We start from the raw sequence: 21,026 nt of genomic DNA, 5'->3' as shown, positions 1-21,026 counted from the left end.
AGGCTCTGTCGCCGAGCGTGTAACCACGGCGAAAATCGGACGGCAATGTCGCCGTCAGTTCACAGTCGGCTATCCGTCGGACGGGCCGAGAATCATCCAGCGAGCGTCGAGCTCCGCCACCGCGGCATCGGCCTCTGTCGGATCGAAAAAAACTGTATGAGAGACGATTCCGTCGACCGTGACTTCAGTGAGCGCGACCAGCTCGACTGTGACTGGAAGGCTGGCTTCAGCGGTGTCGCGGAATTTCTCGCGGGTGAGGGCCAGGCGATCGCCGCGAATGGCGATCGGTTCGATTTGCAATTGCCAGCTGGTCGGTGTTTCCGACAACAGCGCAATGGCATAGTTACGGTCAGCTATTCCCTGGTCGCGCAACCCTTTTCGACGGTCGTCATACCGGCTCTCGGCAGACGGCGTGAGCAACTCCAGGTCTCGGCGGTTGTATGCATCGGCGATCTCTGCTCGTGCGCGGATAGCGGCGTTGTTGAGCTCGAAAGACGTGCTGTTGAGTTCGTCGAACCGGACCAGTGCTGCGTCGAGGTCCCTCTCGTCGAACATCTCGAATCGGTTGGTCACGTCACCGGCGACCGTCACGACCGCTGTCTCTCGGTATTCGGCGTAGAACCCCTCTTGCGAGCTTCCCTTCACGACTACGTCGATGACCGCACCAAGTCCATTCAGCCGATGTACGGCCGAAATATGCACCTTGACGTCGGGAACGAGGTCCCACGCGGCATGGATGTTCGCGATCAGGTCACCTGCCTCGATCGTGGCCATCAGCCGGTGATCGACCCAGTCCGGTGTCGTCGTGGGCGCCTCGTGGCGGTTGAAAGCGGCATACGCCTGCAGGATCGCCGACCATGTCCGCGAATTCTCCGACGCTTCGCCGGCGAGGTACCGACGATCGAGTTCAACAAAGGCCGCGTCTGCGTCAGCAAAGTCGAATGTTGCTGCGTAACTGATCAATCCGTCATCGGTGACTTCGGCGAGCGCGAGATATTCCACTGTGATCGGCTGGCTTTGTTCATTCTTATCGCGGTACCGGTCGCGGCTCAGCATCAGACGGGAGCCCCGGACAGCGACCGCTTCTGTCGTCAAGTGCCAACTCGGAGGCGCTTCGGTGAACCATACGTGCGTAAACTCCGGCGTGATCAATCTGTCGTCACGCAGGCCACTTCGGTGGTCTTCAAATCGAGCGCCGGTAGAGACGAGAACGTTGAAGCCACGCTCGTCGCGACGGTTGAATGCTTCCACTGCGCGCGCGTGAATCCGCGTTGCGGTGTTCTCAAGTCGAGGCGCAGGTCGACTGAGTTCGTCGAACGCGCCGAGCGCGGTCTCGAGGTCGGCCTCTTCGAACAACTCGCAGCGACGCGAGGCACCTTCAACGGCCAAGAGAGCGATCATCCGCCATTCGGCGAAAAAGCCCTCCGGGGATGTTCCGGACGCCGTATACGTGATGACTGCGCCGAGGTCACTCAACCGGTGGACGCACTCGATGTACATCTTGTTGTCCGGAGCGACGTCCCAGCCCGAGCGCAAGTACGCGGCAAGCTCGTCCCCGGCGAATGTTTCACGCACCCGATGGTCCACGGTCACCCAGTTCGACAATGGCGGTATCTCATGCCGGTTGAACATCGCGTAGGCGTCTGCGAAGTCTGACCACACCTGGGCGTGCTGGGCCGCCTCGCCGGCGAGGTAGCGCGCCTCGAGTTCTGCGAAGGCGGCGTCCACCTCGTGGGGTTCGAACATTACACACGCGGAAATCTGGTTTTCGCCATCGATCTCGACGACGCACAACACCTCGGTCCGGAACGCCTCGGGCCGCTGGTCTCGGCCTGAGGTGACGAACCGACTGAGTGCCAGACGGGTCGCCCGGGTGGCTACGACAGTCGAAGCCAGATTTCGGGTGCCGACGCGCGCGACGGCCTGCCAGTCCGCGACGTTGAGGTCTCGTCCTTGTCGTCTCCCGACGCCGACGACCGGACGATTGTCGTCAGTACAGACGTTGTCGGCGAGCGTGTCCCCCGTGCCTTTCCAGTCACGGGCACCGAAGCATTCACAGAAGCGGTCAGTCACCCGGCTTGCGGTGTTAGACGGTCTCTGCTTAGGCAATCGGCGGCAGAGTTGATCGAAGTGAGCGAGTGCAGAGTCGAGGTCCGTTTCGTCGAATACTTCTGTTCGGCTGACCACCCCGTCGACCACCACGAGAAGGTTGATCAACCGCCACTCGGCATGGAACCCTTCTTTGGAGGTTCCGGACCCTACGTGGGTGATGACCGCGCCGCCGTCCGTGAGCCGATGTACAGCTTCCGGGTAAGTCCTGATGTTGGTCAGCTCGTCGAACGTGCTTCGGAGGTATGGGATCAACCCGCCGGAAGCGATCATCGGTAGTTTACGGTGATCAATGTTGGTGACATGAGCCGCCGTTGCGGCAAGTTCGCCTCGACTGGCTGCGGCATAGCCCTGAGCAATCACCGACCACGTTTGCGCGGATCCCGATGCCTCTCCGGCGAGATAGCGATCCTCGAGTTCAGCGAATGCGGCGTTGGTGTCGTGGGCATCGAACAGCACGAACGCCAAGACTTTTTCGTCGGCATCAAGCTCGACGACCACAAGAGCATCGATGAAATAGGCGCCGGGTCGATCGTCCCGCCCGCTATAACGAGTGCGTAGTAAGGCCAAGCGCTCACCGCGGATCGCAATGACAGCCCGCGTAATCTCCATTACGCCGAACGTAACCGCCACTGTACGTAGATCAGCCATAACCGTTTTCGGGCCATGGCGGAGACCGGCGCCGGTAACAGCACGGCGATCGTCATTGCAGTGATCTGCGGAGAGCATGTCCGCGATTGCGTCCCAGTTGCGAGCCAGGAAATGTGCTTCGAAGGTGTCGTACACCCGTGTCGCGGAATTCTCCGGTCGCGTTGCGGAACAGCAGAGTTCATCGAAACGAGCGAGCGCTGTATCGAGATCGGTTTCATCGAAGAGTTCGAGACGATGGATCCGATTGCCGTCGACCATCAGGACTTCGACCGTCCTCCACTCGACATCGAAGCCGTCCGGGGATGACCCACACGATGTGTTGGTCACCACCGCACCGAATTCGTTGAGACGGTGCACCCTTTCGACATAAATGCTGAGATCGGGAGTGAAGTCCCGGACGCCGCGGACAAACTCGTTGAGATCGCTGGACGCGAACGGGGTGCCACGCCGATGATCGATGCCCACCCAGTTGGTCGGCGCGAGTTCGTGTCTGTTGAATGCGGCGTAAACCCCGGCGATGACCGACCATACGTGCGCGTAGGGTGCGGCTTCACCTGCGGCGTAGCGCGTGTCGAGTTCCTCGAAGGCGGTGTCGAGGTCATCGAGGCTGAACGTGACAGCCGCTGTCATCCGCTGAGTTTCATCGGTTTCGATGATTTCTAGCAGATGGTTCTGGAAGGGCTTTCCCGTCCCATCGGGGACTGACCATAATTCGCGCGTGAGCACAAGTCGTTGCCCCCGGGTCGCGATTGTGTTTATCGTCCGAGGAGCGGCGCCCACATCGGCGATTGCTCGGACGTTGGTGATCTCGGCATCGGGACCATTTCGGACTCCCGCGTTGACCACGCGACGACGATCGTCGCCGCGATAACCGTCGGTCAGCCCCCGCGCCATCGAATCCCAGTCGCGGGCTGCAAAGCACGACCAAAAACGCTCGTAGACTTGATAAGCCGCGTTTTGGAGCTCAGGCGTCGACGCGCTGAGCTCTTCGAACCTGGTGAGCGCGGCATCGAGCTCAGCCTCGTCGAAAATCTCGCATCGGTTGAGCCGATCACCGTCGACGGTGAGGATGATGACGTCTCGCCACTCGGCGTCGAAGCCTTCGTGCGAGGTGCCTTTCAGCACCTGGGTGAAAACAGCCCCGATGTCGTTCAGCTGATTCACCGCCTCGATGCGGAGGCTGATATCCGGCGCGACGTCCCAGGTGGCGTGGATGTATTGGGTCATGTCACCGGTTTCGAAAGCTGTCGCACGCCGGTGGTCGACGCTTATCCAGTCCGGTGTCGTTATCAAGGACTCACGCTGGTTGAATGCCAGGGCATTTCGGGTAACTGCCGACCATGCCCCGGCATGGGCTGCAGCCTCGCCGGCGAGGTAGCGGGCGTCGAGTTCCGTGAAAGCGGCGTCGATGTCGTCGGCGTCGAAAACGATGCGTGCCACCGCTCGGCCGTCGGGACCGACTTCGATGACATCGAGTGAATCGGCGCTGAACGCATCCGATCGCTGGTCAGTTTCCGAAACTCGGACGCGACTCAAGACAAGGCGTTCACCGCGGGTCGCGATGACGTCTGACTCGAGCTGTGTGACCGCAACCTCGGCGATTGCTGAAATTTCTGCGATGAGGGCATCTCGGCCGTGGCTTACGCCGGTGTTGACCACCCGCCGACGATCTTCGCTGCAAATATCGTCGGCGAATAAGTCAGCCATCGTGTCCCAAGCGCGCGCGGCGAAGCACTCCTTGACGCGGTCATACACCCCGCTCGCCGCATTCTCGAGCCGCTTTGTTGGTCTGTTGAGTTCGTCGAAGCGAGCGAGCGCGGTGTCGAGGTCTGCTTCGTCGAACATTTCACAGCGACTGATCAGATCGCCGTCGACCGTCAAAAGGTTGACCATTCGCCATTCGGCGTTGAAACTCTCTTGAGAAGTCCCGGTTATTACATGGGTGAGGACTCCGCCGAGATCGGTCAACCGATGCACACTCTCGATGTAGATTTTGGCGTCGGACAGGACAGCCCATGTCGCAGTTAGGTTTGCGATCAAGTCACCCGGCGCCATCGTCGTCACATGGCGGTGGTCAAGGTTCACCCAATCGGAGGTGGTCGCGGGTAGTTGGCCTTGGTTGAAGGCGTCGTAGGTCGCGAACATCGCCGACCATGTCCGTGCGAAACCGGCAGCTTCGCCTGCGGCATACCGAGCGTCGAGTTCGCCGACGGCGCCGTCGAAGGCGTCGACATCGAATGTCACGAACGTCTGGATTCGCTCCTCGAAGTTGATTTCGATGATGAGAAGCACCTCGATTGCGAACGCTTCGGTTATGCGGTCTCCCCCTGAGAAACGGGTACGGCTGAGGACGAGCCGTTCGCCGCGGGTCGCGGTGACGGTGGTGGTCACGTCAAATATCCAATCAGCGCCCGTCAGCAGATCTTTCACCACCGCGCCCGGATCGTCCCGAATACCGGCATTGACCACCCGGCGTCGATCGTCCGAGGACACCGTTGAAGCCAGCATCTCGGCTACTGCTTTCATATCGCGCGCGGCGTAGCGTGCCCAGAAGCGCTCGACCACACGGCTTGCCACATTCTGCAACCTCGGTGCCGTACCGCTCAGTCTCCCGAATTCGGCGAGCGCAGCTTCGAGGTCTTCCTCGTCGAAGGTCTCGCACCGACTTATCAAGTCGCCGTCGAAGGTCACGACGATGATGTACTGCCACTCGGCGTCGAACTCTTGCTGTGTGCCGTGTGCCGTGTACGTGATGACGGCGCCGGCGGCACTGAGCTGGTGCACAGCCTGGATGAATATCGCACCGTTCGGCGTTGCCTCCCACGTGGCACGGAGGTATGCCCCCATGTCGCCCGCTTCGATCGTGGACAGCCGACGCCGGTCGACGCCCACCCAATCCGGGGTCGTTGGTGGCAGTTCGCGACTGTTGAGCTTTTCGAAGATGCGGGTGACCGCCGACCACGTCTGAGCATGCGGGGCGGCTTCGCCTGCGAGATACCGAGCATCCAGTTCCGCTATGGCAGCGTCGAATTCGTCCAGCTCGAATACGACGATCGTCGCGATCTGCTGGTCGGCGTCGACCTCGACGATCCGTAGCATTTCGGTGCGATACGCATCCGGTCTGGTGTCTTGGCCCAAGAAGACCGTCCGGAAGAGCGCGAGCCGTTCACCCCGTGCGGCAATGGCATCCGATATCACACTCGCCGTGCCAAGCCCGCCGATCGCCTGAGACTCCGCGAGCAAGGTGTCCCGGCCGCGGAACTCTGTATGCAGCCCCTTACGACGGTCATCGACCAAAATGTCGTCGGCAACCGCAGAACCGAATTCGCCCCAGCGCTTGCTTGCGCACAGCGCATTGAACGTCGCTTCTGCCCGGATTGCCGCATTCTCGAGCAGTGGACGCGGGTGCGGAGGCTCTAGCTGCGCGTGGAGAGCGTCGAGTTCAGCTGTGGCGGCGTGGATGTCCTCGATGTCGAAGAACATCTGCAGTGCAATTCGGCCGTCTTCGTCGAGGCCCCATAATCCAAGGAATTCCTCGTGCGGCGCCCCAGGACTCGCATCGTCGGTGTCGAGCTGCATCCGAGTGAGTGCCAGGCGCTGGCCTCGGACCGCGACAACTGGGTTTCGGAGGCGCGACCAACCTTCGCGAAGATGTCTCGCCACTCGCGGCCAGTCACCCGGCTCGAGGGAGGCCCGCGTGAAGCCGACCACCTTGCGACGACTTTCGACGGAGATGTTGGGAGCGAAGAACTGGCTGCACTCGTCCCAGGCGTCGCGTTGGTAGGCGTATTCCAGGCCGCGGATGGCTCGTGCGCAGTCATTGTCGAGGCCGACGGCCGGCTCTTCGAGTGGGGTAGGTAGCGTCGGCAGCCCCCGTTCGCCGAGTAGGCTGCGCGCTTTATCCGCGAGCGCTGCAGCACCTTTCGCTTCGTAGAGACTCAAGGCACGCTCGGCGGCCGTCCGCGCTCCCCCGGCGTCCCCGGCGACGCTGAGCACGGCCGCCAAAGCGAGACATGCATCTCCGTGGTCGATCAAGCCGTCAGTGCGTTCGGCCAGGGCCACGGCCTCCTCGGCGATACGCCGCGCTTCGTCGTGCTCTCCGTCACGAGCCAGCAGCTGCGCCCGAACGGCACGCCACGCAATCGATGCCTTCAACGCGTGGCCGGCGAGACGCTGGCTCTCCCTGCACAATTCATCAGCTTCGGTGTCTCGGTCGAGCGCGAGGCACACCCGTGCCAGCAGCGCAGCAGTGTCAGCCGTGTCGGCATCCAGCCCCATCCGCCGGAAACCGTCGTATGCCCGTCGCAGGTACGGCTCAGCGGCGGTTGGTTCGTCGGCGACCAATTCGACGATGCCGGCGAACTGGTCCACTTCCAGCAATGCGTGTCGCAAGCCGAGTTCGGTGAGCGTCCGTCGTGCCGACTCGATCAGCCGGCGCCCCTCGGCGGCGCGGCCGCGAAACGCGTCCAGCACCGCCTGGCATCGCGTCGAGGTGGCCTCGACCACCGGTGATCCCGTGGTGATACGCAACAGCCGCACCACATCGAGGCAGCGGCCGCCGGCACGCGGAACGGGATTCGGCCCCCACAGCGCTGCCAGCGGAGCGTTCGCCAGCACGGCGTTCACCCGCCGGTGCTCGTGGGCCTGCCGGGCCGCGGTGAGCGCCTGGTCCAACGCGGCCTCGCAGTCGCCGATCCGGCCCAGCCGTGCCAGGCAGCCCGCTCGGACGGTGTGAGCCTTGGCTTCCCCGGCGGCGTCGCCCGCAGCGGCGAATTCGCGCGCGGCCGCATCGACAGCCGACTCGATCTCGTCCAGGCGCTCGGGCTCTGTGAGCATTGACAGCTGGCCGTCGAAACAAGTCCCCCAAGCTGACAACAAGCCGGAATCAGCTGCAGCCGAGCGTAATTGCGTAACAGCGTCGCTCGCCGTGACGACGTCACCGGCGGCGAGCAGCGCCTCACAACGAGCGACCAGCAACTCAGCCTGTACGTCGTCGCGGTCGGGCAGCTCGTCGTCGAGTTCTTCGAGCGCATGCAGCGCCCTGTCGAACAGGTCGGCGGCACCTTCATAGGCAAGTCGTGCCATGGCCTGCTCCGCGGCGCGCCTGCAGTAGTCGACCGCCTTGGCGGCGTTGCCCGCCCAGGCGCACTCGAAGTAGTGGTAAGCCAGCTCGGCGAGCAGCTCGTCACCGGCACTCGGCAATGTTTCAAGGGTCGAGGCGATCCGCTGATGCAACCGCATGCGCCGTACGGAGGCGAGTTCGGCGAGCAGCGACTGCCGCACGAGAGCATGGTTGAACCGGTATCGGCCGCCCGGTTCCTCGACGACGATGCCCGCCTTGCTCGCCTCGTCGAACGCATCGACGAGGTCGTCGCCGACCACCTGTTCCACCAGCGTCAGCGCGAAGTCGCTGCCTGCCACCGCCGCGGCGGCCAAGGCCTTGTTCGTTTCGGTGGAGAGCCGAGACAGCCTGCGGCTCACTGCTTCCCGCACACCTTGGGGCAGCGTGCTCGCGTTCCACTTTCCCCCGCTCTCGGCCACATGGCGTAACGCCTCGATCAAGAAGAAGGGATTTCCGCCGGTAACCGACGTCAAGGCGCGAGCCAACTCCTCGTCGTCATAGCCGGCCTCGGCGACATAAGCGCTGACGTCGTCCTCGCCGAGACCGTTGAGCTGAAGGCGGCTCGCGGTCCCGTCACGATGCAGGTCTGCCAGCATCGCCGCCAGCGGGTGCGAGCGATCGAGGTCGGTGCTGCGGTACGTGCCCACGATCTGCACACGGGCGCGCTCACCGAAGCGCAGCACGTGGCGCAGCAGCAGCAGCGTCGGCTTGGCCGCCCAGTGCAGATCATCGAGTACCAGGACTACGGGTGCGTTCGCCGACGCGACAGCCAACAACGCGACGACCGCGTCGAAAAGCGCATACCGCTCGGTGTCCGGGTCGGCGCGCGGAGGCGTGGCCAGGTCGGGCAGCGCATCGGTGAGACCGGGGATCAGCGCCAGGAGCGCTTCGACCCCCCTCAGCTCCCGCAACCGGGCGGAGCCGAGACAGGGCACCAACGCGCGCAACCCCTCGGCGAACGGTTGATACGGCGCGCCGAGGTCTTCGTCGCAACGGCCGTACAAGACGACCGCACCCTGCCCGTACGCCTGGCGGGACCACTCGCCTGCAAGCCGCGTCTTACCGACGCCGGGTTCACCGGCGATCAGCACCGCGCTCGTGCCCGCCGCGATCGTCGCCTGCCATGCCGACAGCAGTCGCTCGAGTTCTGGCCGGCGGCCGACGAACGGGCCGGTCCCAGCGAACAGGCTGGGCAGCGCGGGCCTCTCCATCGGCGCCTCTGGTGCGGACAACCGCGAATCGCCGGCGCTCTCCAAGCGCAACTCGAACACGTGCTCCGGTCGCGGGAGGTTGCGCAGCTGGCGCATGCCGAGGTCGGCCAACACGACGTCGTCCGAGAGCGAATCGATGACGAGCTCCGCTGTCGCGCCCGAACACAGGATCTGTCCACCGCCTGCCAGCGACCTCAAGCGAGCCGCCCGGTTGACGGCCCGCCCGTAGTAGTCGCCGTCGCGGAATTCGACTTCACCGGTGTGCAGTGCCACGCGGATGCGCATGGGTTCGCGCAGCGCCCACGGCTCCTGACCAATCGCCTGCTGCAGTTCGATGGCCGCAGCGGCTGCCGCCGAGGGCCGGTCGAACACCGAGAACGTCGCATCGCCCTCACCGCGGGTCTTGATGAGACGTCCGCCGCGTGACGTCACGACCTGTTCGACGATCTCGTCGTGCCGGGCCAGCGCGACCGCCATCGCCGCGGCGTCGGCTTCCCACGCCGCGGTGGAGCCCTCGATATCGGTGAGCAAGAAGGTCACCGCGCGGGTGACTGCTGAAATACCGCGGGAAACAGGCACTTCAAGCGAGACATCCTGCGCGACGATCGCGGCTTCGAGGCGGCGCAGGTCCGGCCCGGGATCGACACCGAGTTCGTCGGCGAGCAGCTTGCGTGCGCGCTGGTAGGCGCCCAGCGCTTCGCCTTGTCTGCCGGCGCGGTAAAGGGCGAGCATCAGTTGGCCCCAACGCCTTTCGCGCAGCGGCGCGTCGGCGACCGCCGCCTCGAGCTCACCGATGATCTCTGCGGCGCGCCCCGTCGCCAGCAGTGCGTCGGCACGATCCTCGATCAGAGCGGCATGGCCCTCGGCCCAGCGGGTCTTCTCGGAGGTACCGCGCCTGCCGTCCGGCAGTTCGGGAATTCCACGCCAGAGCGCCAGCGCGTCGTTGAAACGCGTCACCGCCTGGCCGGCGTCCCCGGTCGCCATGGCGCTGCGGCCCAGTTGCGCCGCCGACGTGTAGCGGGATGCATCGACCTCGGCGGTGCCCAGGGTCCAGCCTGAGCCCTGAGTGAGCACGACGGCGTCGCCCAGAGTGCGTCGCAGCGCCGAGATGTGGGTCTGTAACGCCTTGTCGGCGGTGCGCGGCGGCGCGTCGCCCCACAACAGCTCGACGAGGGCGTCGGCCGACACGACCGAGCCGCCGTGCAAGCCGAGCATCGTGAGGATTGCGCGTGGCTTGGCGCCCGGGATGGTGACCGGCAGGCCATACTGCCGGACCTGCAGAGGTCCCAAAACCCCCAGCTCCACGGTTTGAAGCGTAGTCACGTTGCTCTCGTCCGGAAGGCGAATCAACGGGCAGTCAAGATCCGGTAAAGGCGTCTCGCAGCGGCGCTTTACCTCCCTGGTGTCGAGGCCTCGAGTTCGTCAAACCGGGCGAGCGCGGCGTCGAGATCTGCCTCGTCGAACAGTTCGAAATGCTTGCCCAGGCTGCCTTCGACCATCGTGAGGTGGATGTCGCGCCACTCTGCGTCGAACCCCTCCTGCGACGTCCCATGTGTCACGGCCGTGACGACGGCTCCGTGGTCGCTCAGCCGATGAACCGATTCGACGTAGGCCTTGGCGTTCGGCGTGACGTCCCACGCCGCGTGCGCGTAGCTGATCGGGTCGAATTGCGCGGAGGCTATCCCGCGACGGTGGTCGACGCTCCCCCAGTTCGGCGCTGGCTTGACTAGCTCACGCCGGTTGAACCCGGCGTAGGTCTGCGTGACGAACGACCACATATCTGCGTGAGTGGCTGCTTCGGCGGCGAGATAGCGGGCGTCGAGTTCGGCGAAGGCGGCGTCGACATCGTCGGTGTCGAAGATGACGAGCGCAGCCAGCCGCTCGTCGGCATCGATTTCGACCACTTCTAGGACGTCGATGTGAACCGCATCAGCTCGTTCGCTATCCGAATACCGGACTCGCCGGAGGAAGAGCCGCATTCCCCGCGTCGCAATGGCGTCGGGCGTCCAGTGCCTGAAGCCGAGGCCGGCGATCGCGCGCATGTCTTCGATCTGTGCATCTCGACCGTGTCGGGCTCCCGCCCCTACGACCCGACGACGGTCATCCTGGAGGAAGTCGTCGGCCAGCAGGTCGGCCATTGCATCCCAGTCATCGGCAAGGAAGCGCATTAGGAGCCGCTGGTACACGTGGCTTGCCGTGTTCTCAAGTCGGGGTCGACTGAGCTCCTCGAATTTCGCGAGGGCGATGTCAAGGTCCTCCTCGTCGAATACCTCGAGGCGGTTCATGGAGTCGCCGTCGATTGTCACCAGGTTGATCATCCGCCATTCAGCGTGGAAGCCGTCGGCTGCGGAGCCGGTCGAATATTGGGTGAAGAGTGCCCCATAGCTACTGAGCCGATGAACAGTCTCAATATGACTGCGGAGATCTGGCGTGACGCTTCGAACCGTGCTGATTATCTCGGTCATTTCGCCGGGAACGAATGGTGTTCCGCGCCGATGGTCGACGTTCACCCAGTCCGCCGTCATCGACGGTAGCTCACCGCGATTGACTGCGGCATAGCTTTTTACGATTACCTGCCACGACTGCGAACAGGCGGCTGCTTCGCCTGCGAGGTAACGAGATTCGAGTTCGGCGAAGGCGGCGTCTATGTCGTCGTGCTCCCACTCGACATGCGCCACAATCCGTTCGCCGATGTCGATCTCGACCAGGTGCAGCATTTCACTGCCAACCTCCCAGCGCCGTTTGTCGGGCCGTGAAGACCGGATACGAAATAGGGCGAGGCGCTCGCCACGGGTCGCGATGATGGTCGACGTCATAGTCGGTCCAGCCTCGGCCAGAGCTTGCAAATTTGTGACGACGGCGTCGCGGCCGACCCACCGCCCGACATTGACCAGGCGGCGGCGATCCTCAACGAGACAGTCGCCGGCCAGCGCATCGGCTAACGCCACCCAGTCGCGGGCAGCGAAGTATGCAAAGAAGCGGTCATCCGCCCGGCTTGCCGCGTTTTCCACTCGCGGCACTACTCGGGTGAGTTCATCGAAGCGCGCCAGCGCGGCGTCGAGGTCTTCCTCGTCGTATAGCTCGCAGCGGTTGATCAATTCGCCGTCGACTGTCGACAGGTTGATTTCTCGCCACTCAGCCTCGAAGCCCTCGCGTGAGGTTCCCTTCGTGACCTGGGTTATGACCACCCCCCGTTCGCTCAACCGATGCACGGTCTCGATTAAGACCGTGGCGTCGGGAATGTCATGCCACGTGGAACGAATGAATGCGGGTAGGTCACCGGCCTGGACTGATCGTGCTCGGCGATGATCGACGGTCACCCAGTCGGGCGTCGTCGACGGGAACTCGTGCCGATTGAACGCCGCAAAGTTCCGCGCTATCACTGACCACGTGTGTGCGTATGGTGCGGCCTCGCCGACGAGGTAGCGGGAGTCGAGTTCGGCGAAGGCGGCGTCGACATCGTCGGGGTCGAATGCGACGATCGCCGCGATTCGTTCGTCGGCATCGATCTCGGCTACTTGGAGAAGATCGACGCGGAATGCCCCGGGTCGCTCGTCGTATGGCGCACCGCCGCGATAGAGGACGAGGTGCTCCCCACGGGTAGCGATCAAAATCCCTGTGAAGTAGGGGATCCCGAGGCTGGCAGCCGCCCGCAGATCGGCCAGCGCTGAATCCCGACCATGGCGAATCCCTGCGTTTACGACCTGACGGCGGTCTTCGTTGTGCAGGTCGTCGGTTAGCAGTACGGCCGCTTCGTCCCAGTCTTGCACCGCAAAAGACTCCCGATAGCGCTCGCAGACCCGGCTCGCCGCGTTCTCCAGACGTGGTCCCGAACGGCTCAGCTCGTCGAATCTTGCGAGTGCAATGTCGAGATCTGCTTCTTCGAAAAGCTCGTTGCGGCTGACTAGATCACCGTCGACCGTCGCAACTACTATGGTTCGCCATTCGGCTTGAAAGCCTTTGTGTGAGTTCCCGTTCGCTACCCCGGTGACGACCGCGCCGAGGTTGCTCAAACGATGCACCGCTTCGATGTAGCGGCGCATGTTCGGCGCAACGTCCGATGCGGCGCGGATGAACGCGAAAAAATCGCCTGGCGCGAAGGCTGCCCAGTGCCGGTGGTCAGCATTGATCCAGTCAGCGGTCGTCGGAGGCATCTCGTGGCGCTGGAATGCCGCGGTGGCGTCTGCGATCACTGACCATGTGTTCGCATACGCGGCGGCCTCGCCGGCGAGGTAGCGGGCGTCGAGTTCTGCGAAAGCCGCGTCAATGTCGTCGACGTCGAATGCGACGCCCGCAGCGAATCGGTTGTCGGCGTCAACTTCGACGACCATCAGCACCTCAATGCCAAACGCTTCGGGACGCTTCTCACCGGATACGCGTTGACGAGCGAGTGCGAGGCGATCACCGCGAGTCGCCATGACGAAGAACTCGATGTTCGTGACCCCGACGTCGGCAACGGCCTTCATGTTGGTGATTACGGACTGTCGACCGCTTTGGATGCCGCCGTTTACCACGCGACGGCGATCATCGTTGAAGATGCCGACGGCCATCAATCCCGCCATGCCATTCCAATCGCGGGCCGCGAAGGAGGCTAGCCAATTCTCGTAGATCCGGGTTGCGGTGTTCTCTAGATGTGGCGTCCGGCAGCTGATTTCATCGAGCCTCGCCAGTGCCGCGTCGAGGTCGGTCTCGTCGAAGACTTCGCACCGATCGATCAGACCGCTGTCGACTATCAAGAGGTCGATTGCCCGCCACTCGGCGTCGAAACCCTCTTGCGAGGTCCCATGGCCGATATGCGTGATCACCGCTCCGAAACTGTTGAGCTGATGCACCGCCTCGATGTGGATGGTGAGGTCTGGCGTGAGGTCCCAAATGGTGTGAATGGACGGGGTCATGTTGCTGGGCTCGAACGGCGTTTCTCGCCGGTGGTCGATGGTGAGCCAGTCCCCGGCAGGGATTTCGTGTCGGTTGAACGCGGCGTAGGAGGACGCGATAACCGACCACGTCTCCGCGTGAAACGCCGCCTCGTCGGCCAGGTAGCGGGCGTCGAGCTCTGCGAACGCTGCGTCGAGATCGTCGAGGTCGAACGTGACGACTCTGACCAGTCGCTCATCCTCGCTCATTTCTGCGATGCGTAGCAGGTCGGTGTGGAATGCATCCGACCGTCGGTCTCGACCGGAGAACGTGACCCGACTGAGCACGAGGCGCTCTCCGCGGATCGCAATGACTTCCGATGTCATGTTCTTCACGCCGAGGTCGGCGACTACGCGACATTCCTCGAGCAACGTGGCGCGATCGCTGCTCTCGCGGCGGAATCCTCGCCGCCGCTCCTCGGTCACCGCGTCCTCGGTGATCATCGCCTCTATCTCATCCCATCGCCTTTCTACGAAGAGCGCGTTGAGCCGCTGCTCGGAGCGACTCGCGGTATTCGCCAGCGGTGGGCGCGGACGGAGTGGCGGCTCTAGCTGCGCGTGCAGGGCGTCGAGTTCAGCTGTGGCGGCGTCGATGTCGTCGATGTCGAAAGACAGTTGCAATGCGACAAGACCGCGATCATCGATGCCATAGATGATGAGCATCTCGTCTTGCGGCGCCCCTGCGCTCACATCCACTGTGCCGACTTGCAATCTGTTGAGGGCCAGGCGCTCGCCCCGGACCGCTACCACTGAACTGCGGTACCGCTGCATGCCCGCTTCACGGAACTGCCTTGCCTGGCTGATCCATTCGGCTGCCGACAGCCAGCCGCTGGTTATGCCGACGATTTTCCTGCGGTTCTCGACGCGGATACTGGGTGCGACCAGAGTTTCAGCCTCAAGCCACGCCTCGCTCTGCCAAGCCACTTCCAAGCGGTCTATCACGCGCACGCAGTCGTTTTCAGGTTCTTCCGTCGGCGGTAACGGTTGGTCACGGTCGAAGCGGGCGTGCTGAGCGTCCAATTCGGCGACCGCGGCGTCCACGTCGTCGACGTCGAACCACACCTCCAGCGCGATCCGACCCTGCTGGTCGATGCCGAATACGCGGAGAAATTCGTCGCTGGGCGCCCCCGGGCTCGTGTCTGTAGTGCCTATAGCTGTGCGAGTGAGGGCCAGCCGCTCGCCTCGTATGGCGATGACGACCCCGCTGACGCGGACGCCACCCACCTGGAGAGCGCGCCGGGCATACCATTCATCCGGTGGGAGATCGGACTTCTCAAAGCGGACGATCTTTCGGCGACTCTCAAGCTTGACGTCGGCGGCCCACAGCCGTTCGGCTTCGTCCAAGGCCTCGCGATTGATCGCAGCCATCGCCCGTTTGGCTACTCGCATGCACTCGTTGTCCAGCTCGAGCTGCGACGCTTCGGGCGTCGCCGGAGTGACGGATAATCTCGCCGGGCCGAGCAGCCCGCGCGCCATTTCGGCAAGTGCTGCAGCGCCTTTCAGTTCGTATAGGCCGACGGCCTTCTCGGCAGCGGCTTGCGCTCCCGCAGCGTCCCCCGCGATGTTCAGCACCGTCGCCAGCGCCAGGCATGCATCACCGTGATCGACCAGTGCATCTGTGCGTTCCGCGATGGCGACAGCCTCTTCGGCCGTCCTCCGCGCCTCTTTGTGGTCACCGCGGCGCGCCAGCAGGTGAGCGCGGACTGTCCGCCAGGCGATCGCGGCCTTGAAAGCGTGACCGGCGAGACGCTCGCTCTCCGCGCAAAGTTCGTCAGCATCAGCATCTCTGTCGAGGGCGAGGCAGGCGCGTGCCAGCAGTGCGGCGGTCTCAGCTGTATCCGCATCCAGGCCCATCCGACGGAAACCGTTGTACGCCCGTCGCAGATGCTGCTCGGCAGCGCCAGGATCGTCGGCGACCAACTCGACGATGCCGGCGAACTGCTCCACCTCCAGAAGTGCGTGCCGCATACCGAGTTGGGTGAGCGTGCGTCTGGCCGAGTCGATCAGTTGACGACCCGCGGCGGCGCGTCCGCGAAACGCATCCAGCACGCCCTGGCATCTCGTCGACGTCGCTTCCACCACCGGTGACCCCGTGGTGATGCGGAGCAGGCGTACGACATCAAGGCAGCGGCCGCCCGCTCGCGGAACCGGGTTGGGACCCCACAACGCAGCAAGTGGCGCGTTCGCCAGCACATTGTTGACCCGGCGATGCTCATGTGCCCGCCGCGCCGCGGTCAGCGCCTGATCCAAAGCCGTTTCGGCATCGCCGATTCGACCGAGGCGAGCCAAGCACGCGGCCCGGACGGTGTGCCCCTTGGCCTCCCCCGGGATGTCTTCGAGTTCGGCCAACTTCTCCGCCGCCGCGCTCACCGCGGACTCGATCTCGTCCAATCGCTCGGGATCGGTGAGCATCGAGAGCTGTCCGTCGAAGCAGGTACCCCAGGCTGCAAGACGAGCGGAACCGCGTGTGGCCGCTCGCAGCGCAGACACCGCTCTGACCGCCGACACCACGTCACCGGCGGCCAGCAGGGCCTCGCAGCGAGCGATCAGCAGCTCGGCTTGCCGGTCGTCCCGGTTGGACAACTCGTCATCGAGTTCGTCGAGTGCGTGCAAAGCACGGTCGTAAAGATCAGCGGCCCCCTCGTAGGCCAGCCGTGACATCGCTTGGTCCGCGGCGCGCTGACAGTACTCAACGGCCTTGGCCGCATTGCCCGCCCACGCACATTCGAAATAGTGATAGGCCAACTCGGCCAACAGCTCATCATCGGCGCCGGGCTCGGCCTCCAGCGTCGTGGCAATGCGCTGATGCAACCGCATCCGGCGCACGGACGGCAACTCGGCGAGCAGCGACTGCCGAACGAGGGCGTGGTTGAAACGGTAGCGGCCACCAGGCTCCTCGATCACGATTCCCGCCTTGCATGCTTGGTCGAACGGATCGACGAGATCATCACCGGTGACACGCTCCACCAGTTCAAGCGAGAACCGGCTGCCGACGACGGCAGCCGCTGCAAGCGCCGAGTTCGTCTCCTCGGAAAGCCGAGAAAGTCTGCGGCTCACGGCCTCTCGAACACCCTGCGGCAGAGTTCTCGGATCCCACCTGCCGCCGCTTTCTTCCACATGACGAAGAGCCTCGATGAGGAAGAACGGGTTGCCACCTGTGACTGACGCCAATGCTCGGGCCAACTCCTCGTCGTCGTAGCCGGCTTCGGCGACGTACGTCGAAATGTCGTTCTCGTCCAGGCCGCTGAGTGCAAGGCGGTCGGCGGAACCGTCGCGGTGCAGGTCGGCGAGCATCGCCGCCAGCGGATGCGTGCGGTCGAGATCGGTGCTGCGATACGTGCCGACGATCTGCACTGGGGTGTGCTCGCCGAACCGGAGTACGTGGCGCAACAACAGCAGCGTGGGCTTGGCCGCCCAGTGCAGGTCGTCGAGGATCACGACGACGGGTGCATTGGCACACACGACTTCCAACAGCGCAACGACGGCGTCGAAGAGTGCATAGCGTTCGGAGTCGGCATCGGCGTGGGTGGGCCCGACCAACTCGGGCAGGTCATCGGCCAGCCCGGGAATCAGCGGCAGCAGCGCCTTGATGCCGCGCAGTCCGCGTAAACGCTCAGTTCCGAGGCAGGGAACCAGTGACCGCAGCGACTCAGAGAAAGGCTGATACGGCGCACCGAGGTCCTCGTCGCATCGGCCGTAGAGGACCATTGCGCCCGATTCGTAAGCCTGTCGCGCCCATTCACCGGCCAACCGCGTCTTGCCGACACCCGGTTCACCGGAGATCAGCACGGCGTGCGTCCCAGTTGCGAGCGCGGTCTGCCACGCGGACAGCAGGCCTTCGAGCTCGCGGAGACGTCCGACGAACGGCCCGGTACCGGCCAACACGGCCGGCAGGTCGGGCCGCTCGATGGATGGCGCATCGGTGGCTGGAGCGTGCGCGTCCTCGGCGGTCTGCAAATGGAGCTCGAAGACATGCTCGGGCCGCGCAAGGTTTTTCAGCTGGCGCGTGCCCAGGTCGGCCAGGACCACATCGTCCGGAAGGGAGTCGATGACGAGTTCGGCCGTCGCACCGGAACACAGGATCTGGCCGCCGACGGCGAGCGAACGCAGTCGCGCAGCCCGGTTGACCGCCCGACCGAAGTAGTCGCCGTCGCGAAGCTCGACCTCACCGGTGTGTAGCGCCACACGAATTCGCATGGGGTCCTGCAACGCCCACGGCTCGTGGCGGATCGCTTCCTGCAGCTCGATGGCTGCGGTGGCCGCACCCGAGGGCCGATCGAAGACCGAGAAGGTCGCATCGCCTTCGCCACGCGTCTTGATGAGCCGTCCGCCGCGGGAGGTGACGACCTGCTCGACCAGCTCGTCGTGGCGGGCCAGTGCCACGGACATCGCGACCGCATTGTTCTCCCATGCGACCGTCGATCCTTCGATGTCGGTGAGCAGGAAGGTGACCGCCCGTGTCACGACCGAAAGATGTTCTGACACCGGCACTTCCAAGGCCGAATCCTGGGCCACGATCGCGGCTTCCAATCTGCGGAGGTCCGGACCGGGATCGATACCGAGCTCGTCGGCGAGCAGCGACCGCGCACGTTGGTATGCAGCCAGCGCTTCGCCCTGCCTGCCCGCGCGGTAAAGCGCGAGCATCAGTTGGCCCCAGCGCCTTTCGCGCAGTGGCGCGTCGGCGACCGCCGCTTCGAGCTCACCGATGATCTCCGCGGCGCGCCCCGTCGCCAGCAGGGCATCCGCGCGATCCTCCACCAAAGCGGCATGGCCCTCGATCCAGCGGGTCTTCTCGGACAACCCGCGCGGGGCGTCGGGGAGCTCAGGACAGCCGCGCCAGAGCTCGCCCGCCTCCTCGAAGCGGGCGAGCGCCTGGATCGGGTCGCCGGCGTCGAGGGCGTCGCGGCCCAGCCTGACGGCGGCCTTGTAACGGACGGCGTCAATCGCGGTCGTGCTCAGTTTCCAGCCGGCGCCCTCGGTCAGCACGAAGCCGTCGCCGAGGTTGCGGCGCAGCGTGGAGATGTGGGTCGGCAGGGCCTTCGCGGCAGTGCGCGGCGGATCGTCGCCCCACAGGAGCCCGACCAGGGTGTCTGCCGAGACGACCGAACCACCGTGCAGGCCGAGCATCGTGAGGATCGCGCGTGGTTTGGCGCCCGGGATGGTGACCGGCAGGCCGTACTGCCGGACCTGGAGAGGTCCCAGAACCCCCAGTTCCACCTCTTGAAGGCTACTCACGCAGTCATCGTCGGAAAGGGGATTCGACAGGCAGTCAAGAGACGTTAAAGACTCCGCGCTGTGGCAGGCTCGGCTTGTGGACCTGCCCTCGCCGGATCCGGGCCTGCCTCATCTGGCCGATGTGGTCCCGTCGCTGCTCTCGGCCATGGGCGCCGAGGGCTTCGACAATCCGCTGGGGTTGCCGGAGGGAATCGCCGGGGCCTGTGTCCTGCTGATCGACGGGCTGGGTGCCGAACTGCTCGACACATACGCCGCCGACGCGCCGGTACTGGCGTCGCTTCGGGGACGGACGCTGAGCGTGGGTTTCCCTTCGACGACCGCCGCGGGTCTGGCCGCCATCGGCACCGGTTGCCGGTCCGGCGAACACGGTTTCGTCGGTTACTCGTTTCGGGTGCCCGACGCCGGTGTGATCAACGCCTTGCGCTGGCGCCCGCACCCCTGGGGCGACGACCTTCGCGACACGGTGTTGCCCGAAGAGGTCCAACCGCTGCCGACCACCTTCGAGCGGGGCGCGGCGGCGGTCGACGTCAGCGTGATCTCCGGCGCGGAGTTCACCGGCTCGGGCCTCACGCGTGCCGTGCTGCGGGGCGGACGCTACGTCGGCGTTCACGCGCTCGGCGACCTGGCTGCCACCGTGCGGGACACCGTGTCGCACAACGGGTTCTGCTACGGCTATCACAGCGAGCTCGACATGCTCGGCCATCTGCACGGGCCGGGATCAGCCGCGTGGCGCATGCAATTACGGCAGATCGACCGGCTCGTCGAGTCGGTGGTCGAAGCGCTGCCCCCCGGCGGCCTGCTCGCCGTGGTGGCCGACCACGGCATGGTGGAGGTCCGCGAGGGCGAGACCATCGACGTCGACGCCACCCCCGCGCTGCTCAACGGTGTGCAGGCGATCGGCGGGGAGCCGCGGGCCCGACACATCTATATAGAGGACGGTGCGCAGGGCGATGTGCTCGACGTTTGGCGGGCCACTCTGGGCGAACAAGCGTGGGTGGTTTCCCGCGACGAAGCCGTCGAGGCCGGCTGGTTCGGCGAACGCGTCAGCGATGCGGTGTGGCCCCGTATCGGCGACGTCGTGGCCGCCGCGCGTGGCCAGGCGGCGATGGTCCGGCGCAGCGTCGAACCCCTGGAATCCTCTCTGATCGGCCACCACGGCTCGCTCACCTTCGCTGAGCAGACGGTTCCGTTGCTGCTGGCGCACGGTTGAGATTTACGCGCTAGTTGAGCTGCCGGACCGGTAAACAACTGAGCGCCAGATGATTTCGGTTGTTTTAGACTACATCTGTCAGCAATCGCCTTGCTGCGCCACGCTTTTCGATTCTGGTGATTCACGTTGCTGTACCCGCTCGAAAAGCGTCGATCCGCAACCCAATTCGTGAAGTAGGCAATAGCAAACGCAGGTTGTGAACGCTGTCACAGAATTTGGTGGTGTTGCTGCGAGACTTGTAACGTCCGGCCGCATGTTTGCTATTGCCACGCTTCTGGCACTTGTAAACCAGGTGTCGGGTACGCCGTACGTCTCCGGCGGGGATTCCCCAGCCGGTACTGACTGCTCGGGCCTGGTGTCCTGGGTGACCAATGCGGCGACCGGTCGGCCCGTGTACGGCAACCGGTTTAACACGGGAAACATCGAAAGCGCCCTGCTCGAACGCGGCTTCCAGTACGGCAGCCAGCCCGGCACACTCGTCGTCGGTTGGAACGGCGGTCACACCGCGGCCACCTTGCCCGACGGCACCCCCGTCTCGTCCGGCGAAGGAGGCGGTGTGCGGATCGGCGGTGGCG

General features: G+C 64.5%; 4 protein-coding genes. 2 read left to right on the top strand and 2 right to left on the bottom strand.

Annotation, left to right across the window (positions count from 1 at the left end; genetic code table 11):
- Positions 1 to 69: 69 nt before the first annotated feature.
- Positions 70 to 10,398 (bottom strand): BTAD domain-containing putative transcriptional regulator, encoded by a 10,329-nt coding sequence (locus A5663_RS15800; protein ID WP_068150913.1) that lies wholly within the window; start codon positions 10,396 to 10,398, stop codon positions 70 to 72.
- A gap of 86 nt (positions 10,399 to 10,484) precedes the next feature.
- Positions 10,485 to 19,133 carry a BTAD domain-containing putative transcriptional regulator gene (locus tag A5663_RS15795; RefSeq protein WP_231976803.1) on the bottom strand — a complete coding sequence of 2,883 codons (8,649 nt, stop codon included), beginning with the start codon at positions 19,131 to 19,133 and terminating at the stop codon, positions 10,485 to 10,487.
- Between the two features lie 184 nt (positions 19,134 to 19,317).
- On the opposite strand from A5663_RS15795, the gene A5663_RS15790 reads away from it, so the two are divergent.
- Both A5663_RS15790 and A5663_RS15785 read left to right on the top strand, forming a co-directional pair.
- A complete protein-coding gene (locus A5663_RS15790) occupies positions 19,318 to 20,451 on the top strand; it encodes an alkaline phosphatase family protein (protein ID WP_068150908.1) in 1,134 nt (377 codons plus the stop codon).
- 253 nt (positions 20,452 to 20,704) lie between these two features.
- A partial coding sequence (locus tag A5663_RS15785; RefSeq protein ID WP_197503421.1) for an NlpC/P60 family protein occupies positions 20,705 to 21,026 on the top strand: 322 nt, incomplete at its 3' end.

Origin of the sequence: Mycobacterium sp. E740, from assembly GCF_001672895.1 — a bacterium.
Classification (GTDB): Bacteria; Actinomycetota; Actinomycetes; order Mycobacteriales; family Mycobacteriaceae; genus Mycobacterium.
Note: the sequence above shows the minus strand (reverse complement) of the source record. Positions and strands in the feature narration are given on the sequence as shown.

Excerpts from the sequence above, each read along its gene's own strand:
- A5663_RS15795 (WP_231976803.1), bottom strand. The coding sequence starts at position 19,133 with ATGCTCGGCCTGCACGGTGGTTCGGTCGTCTCGGCAGACACCCTGGTC.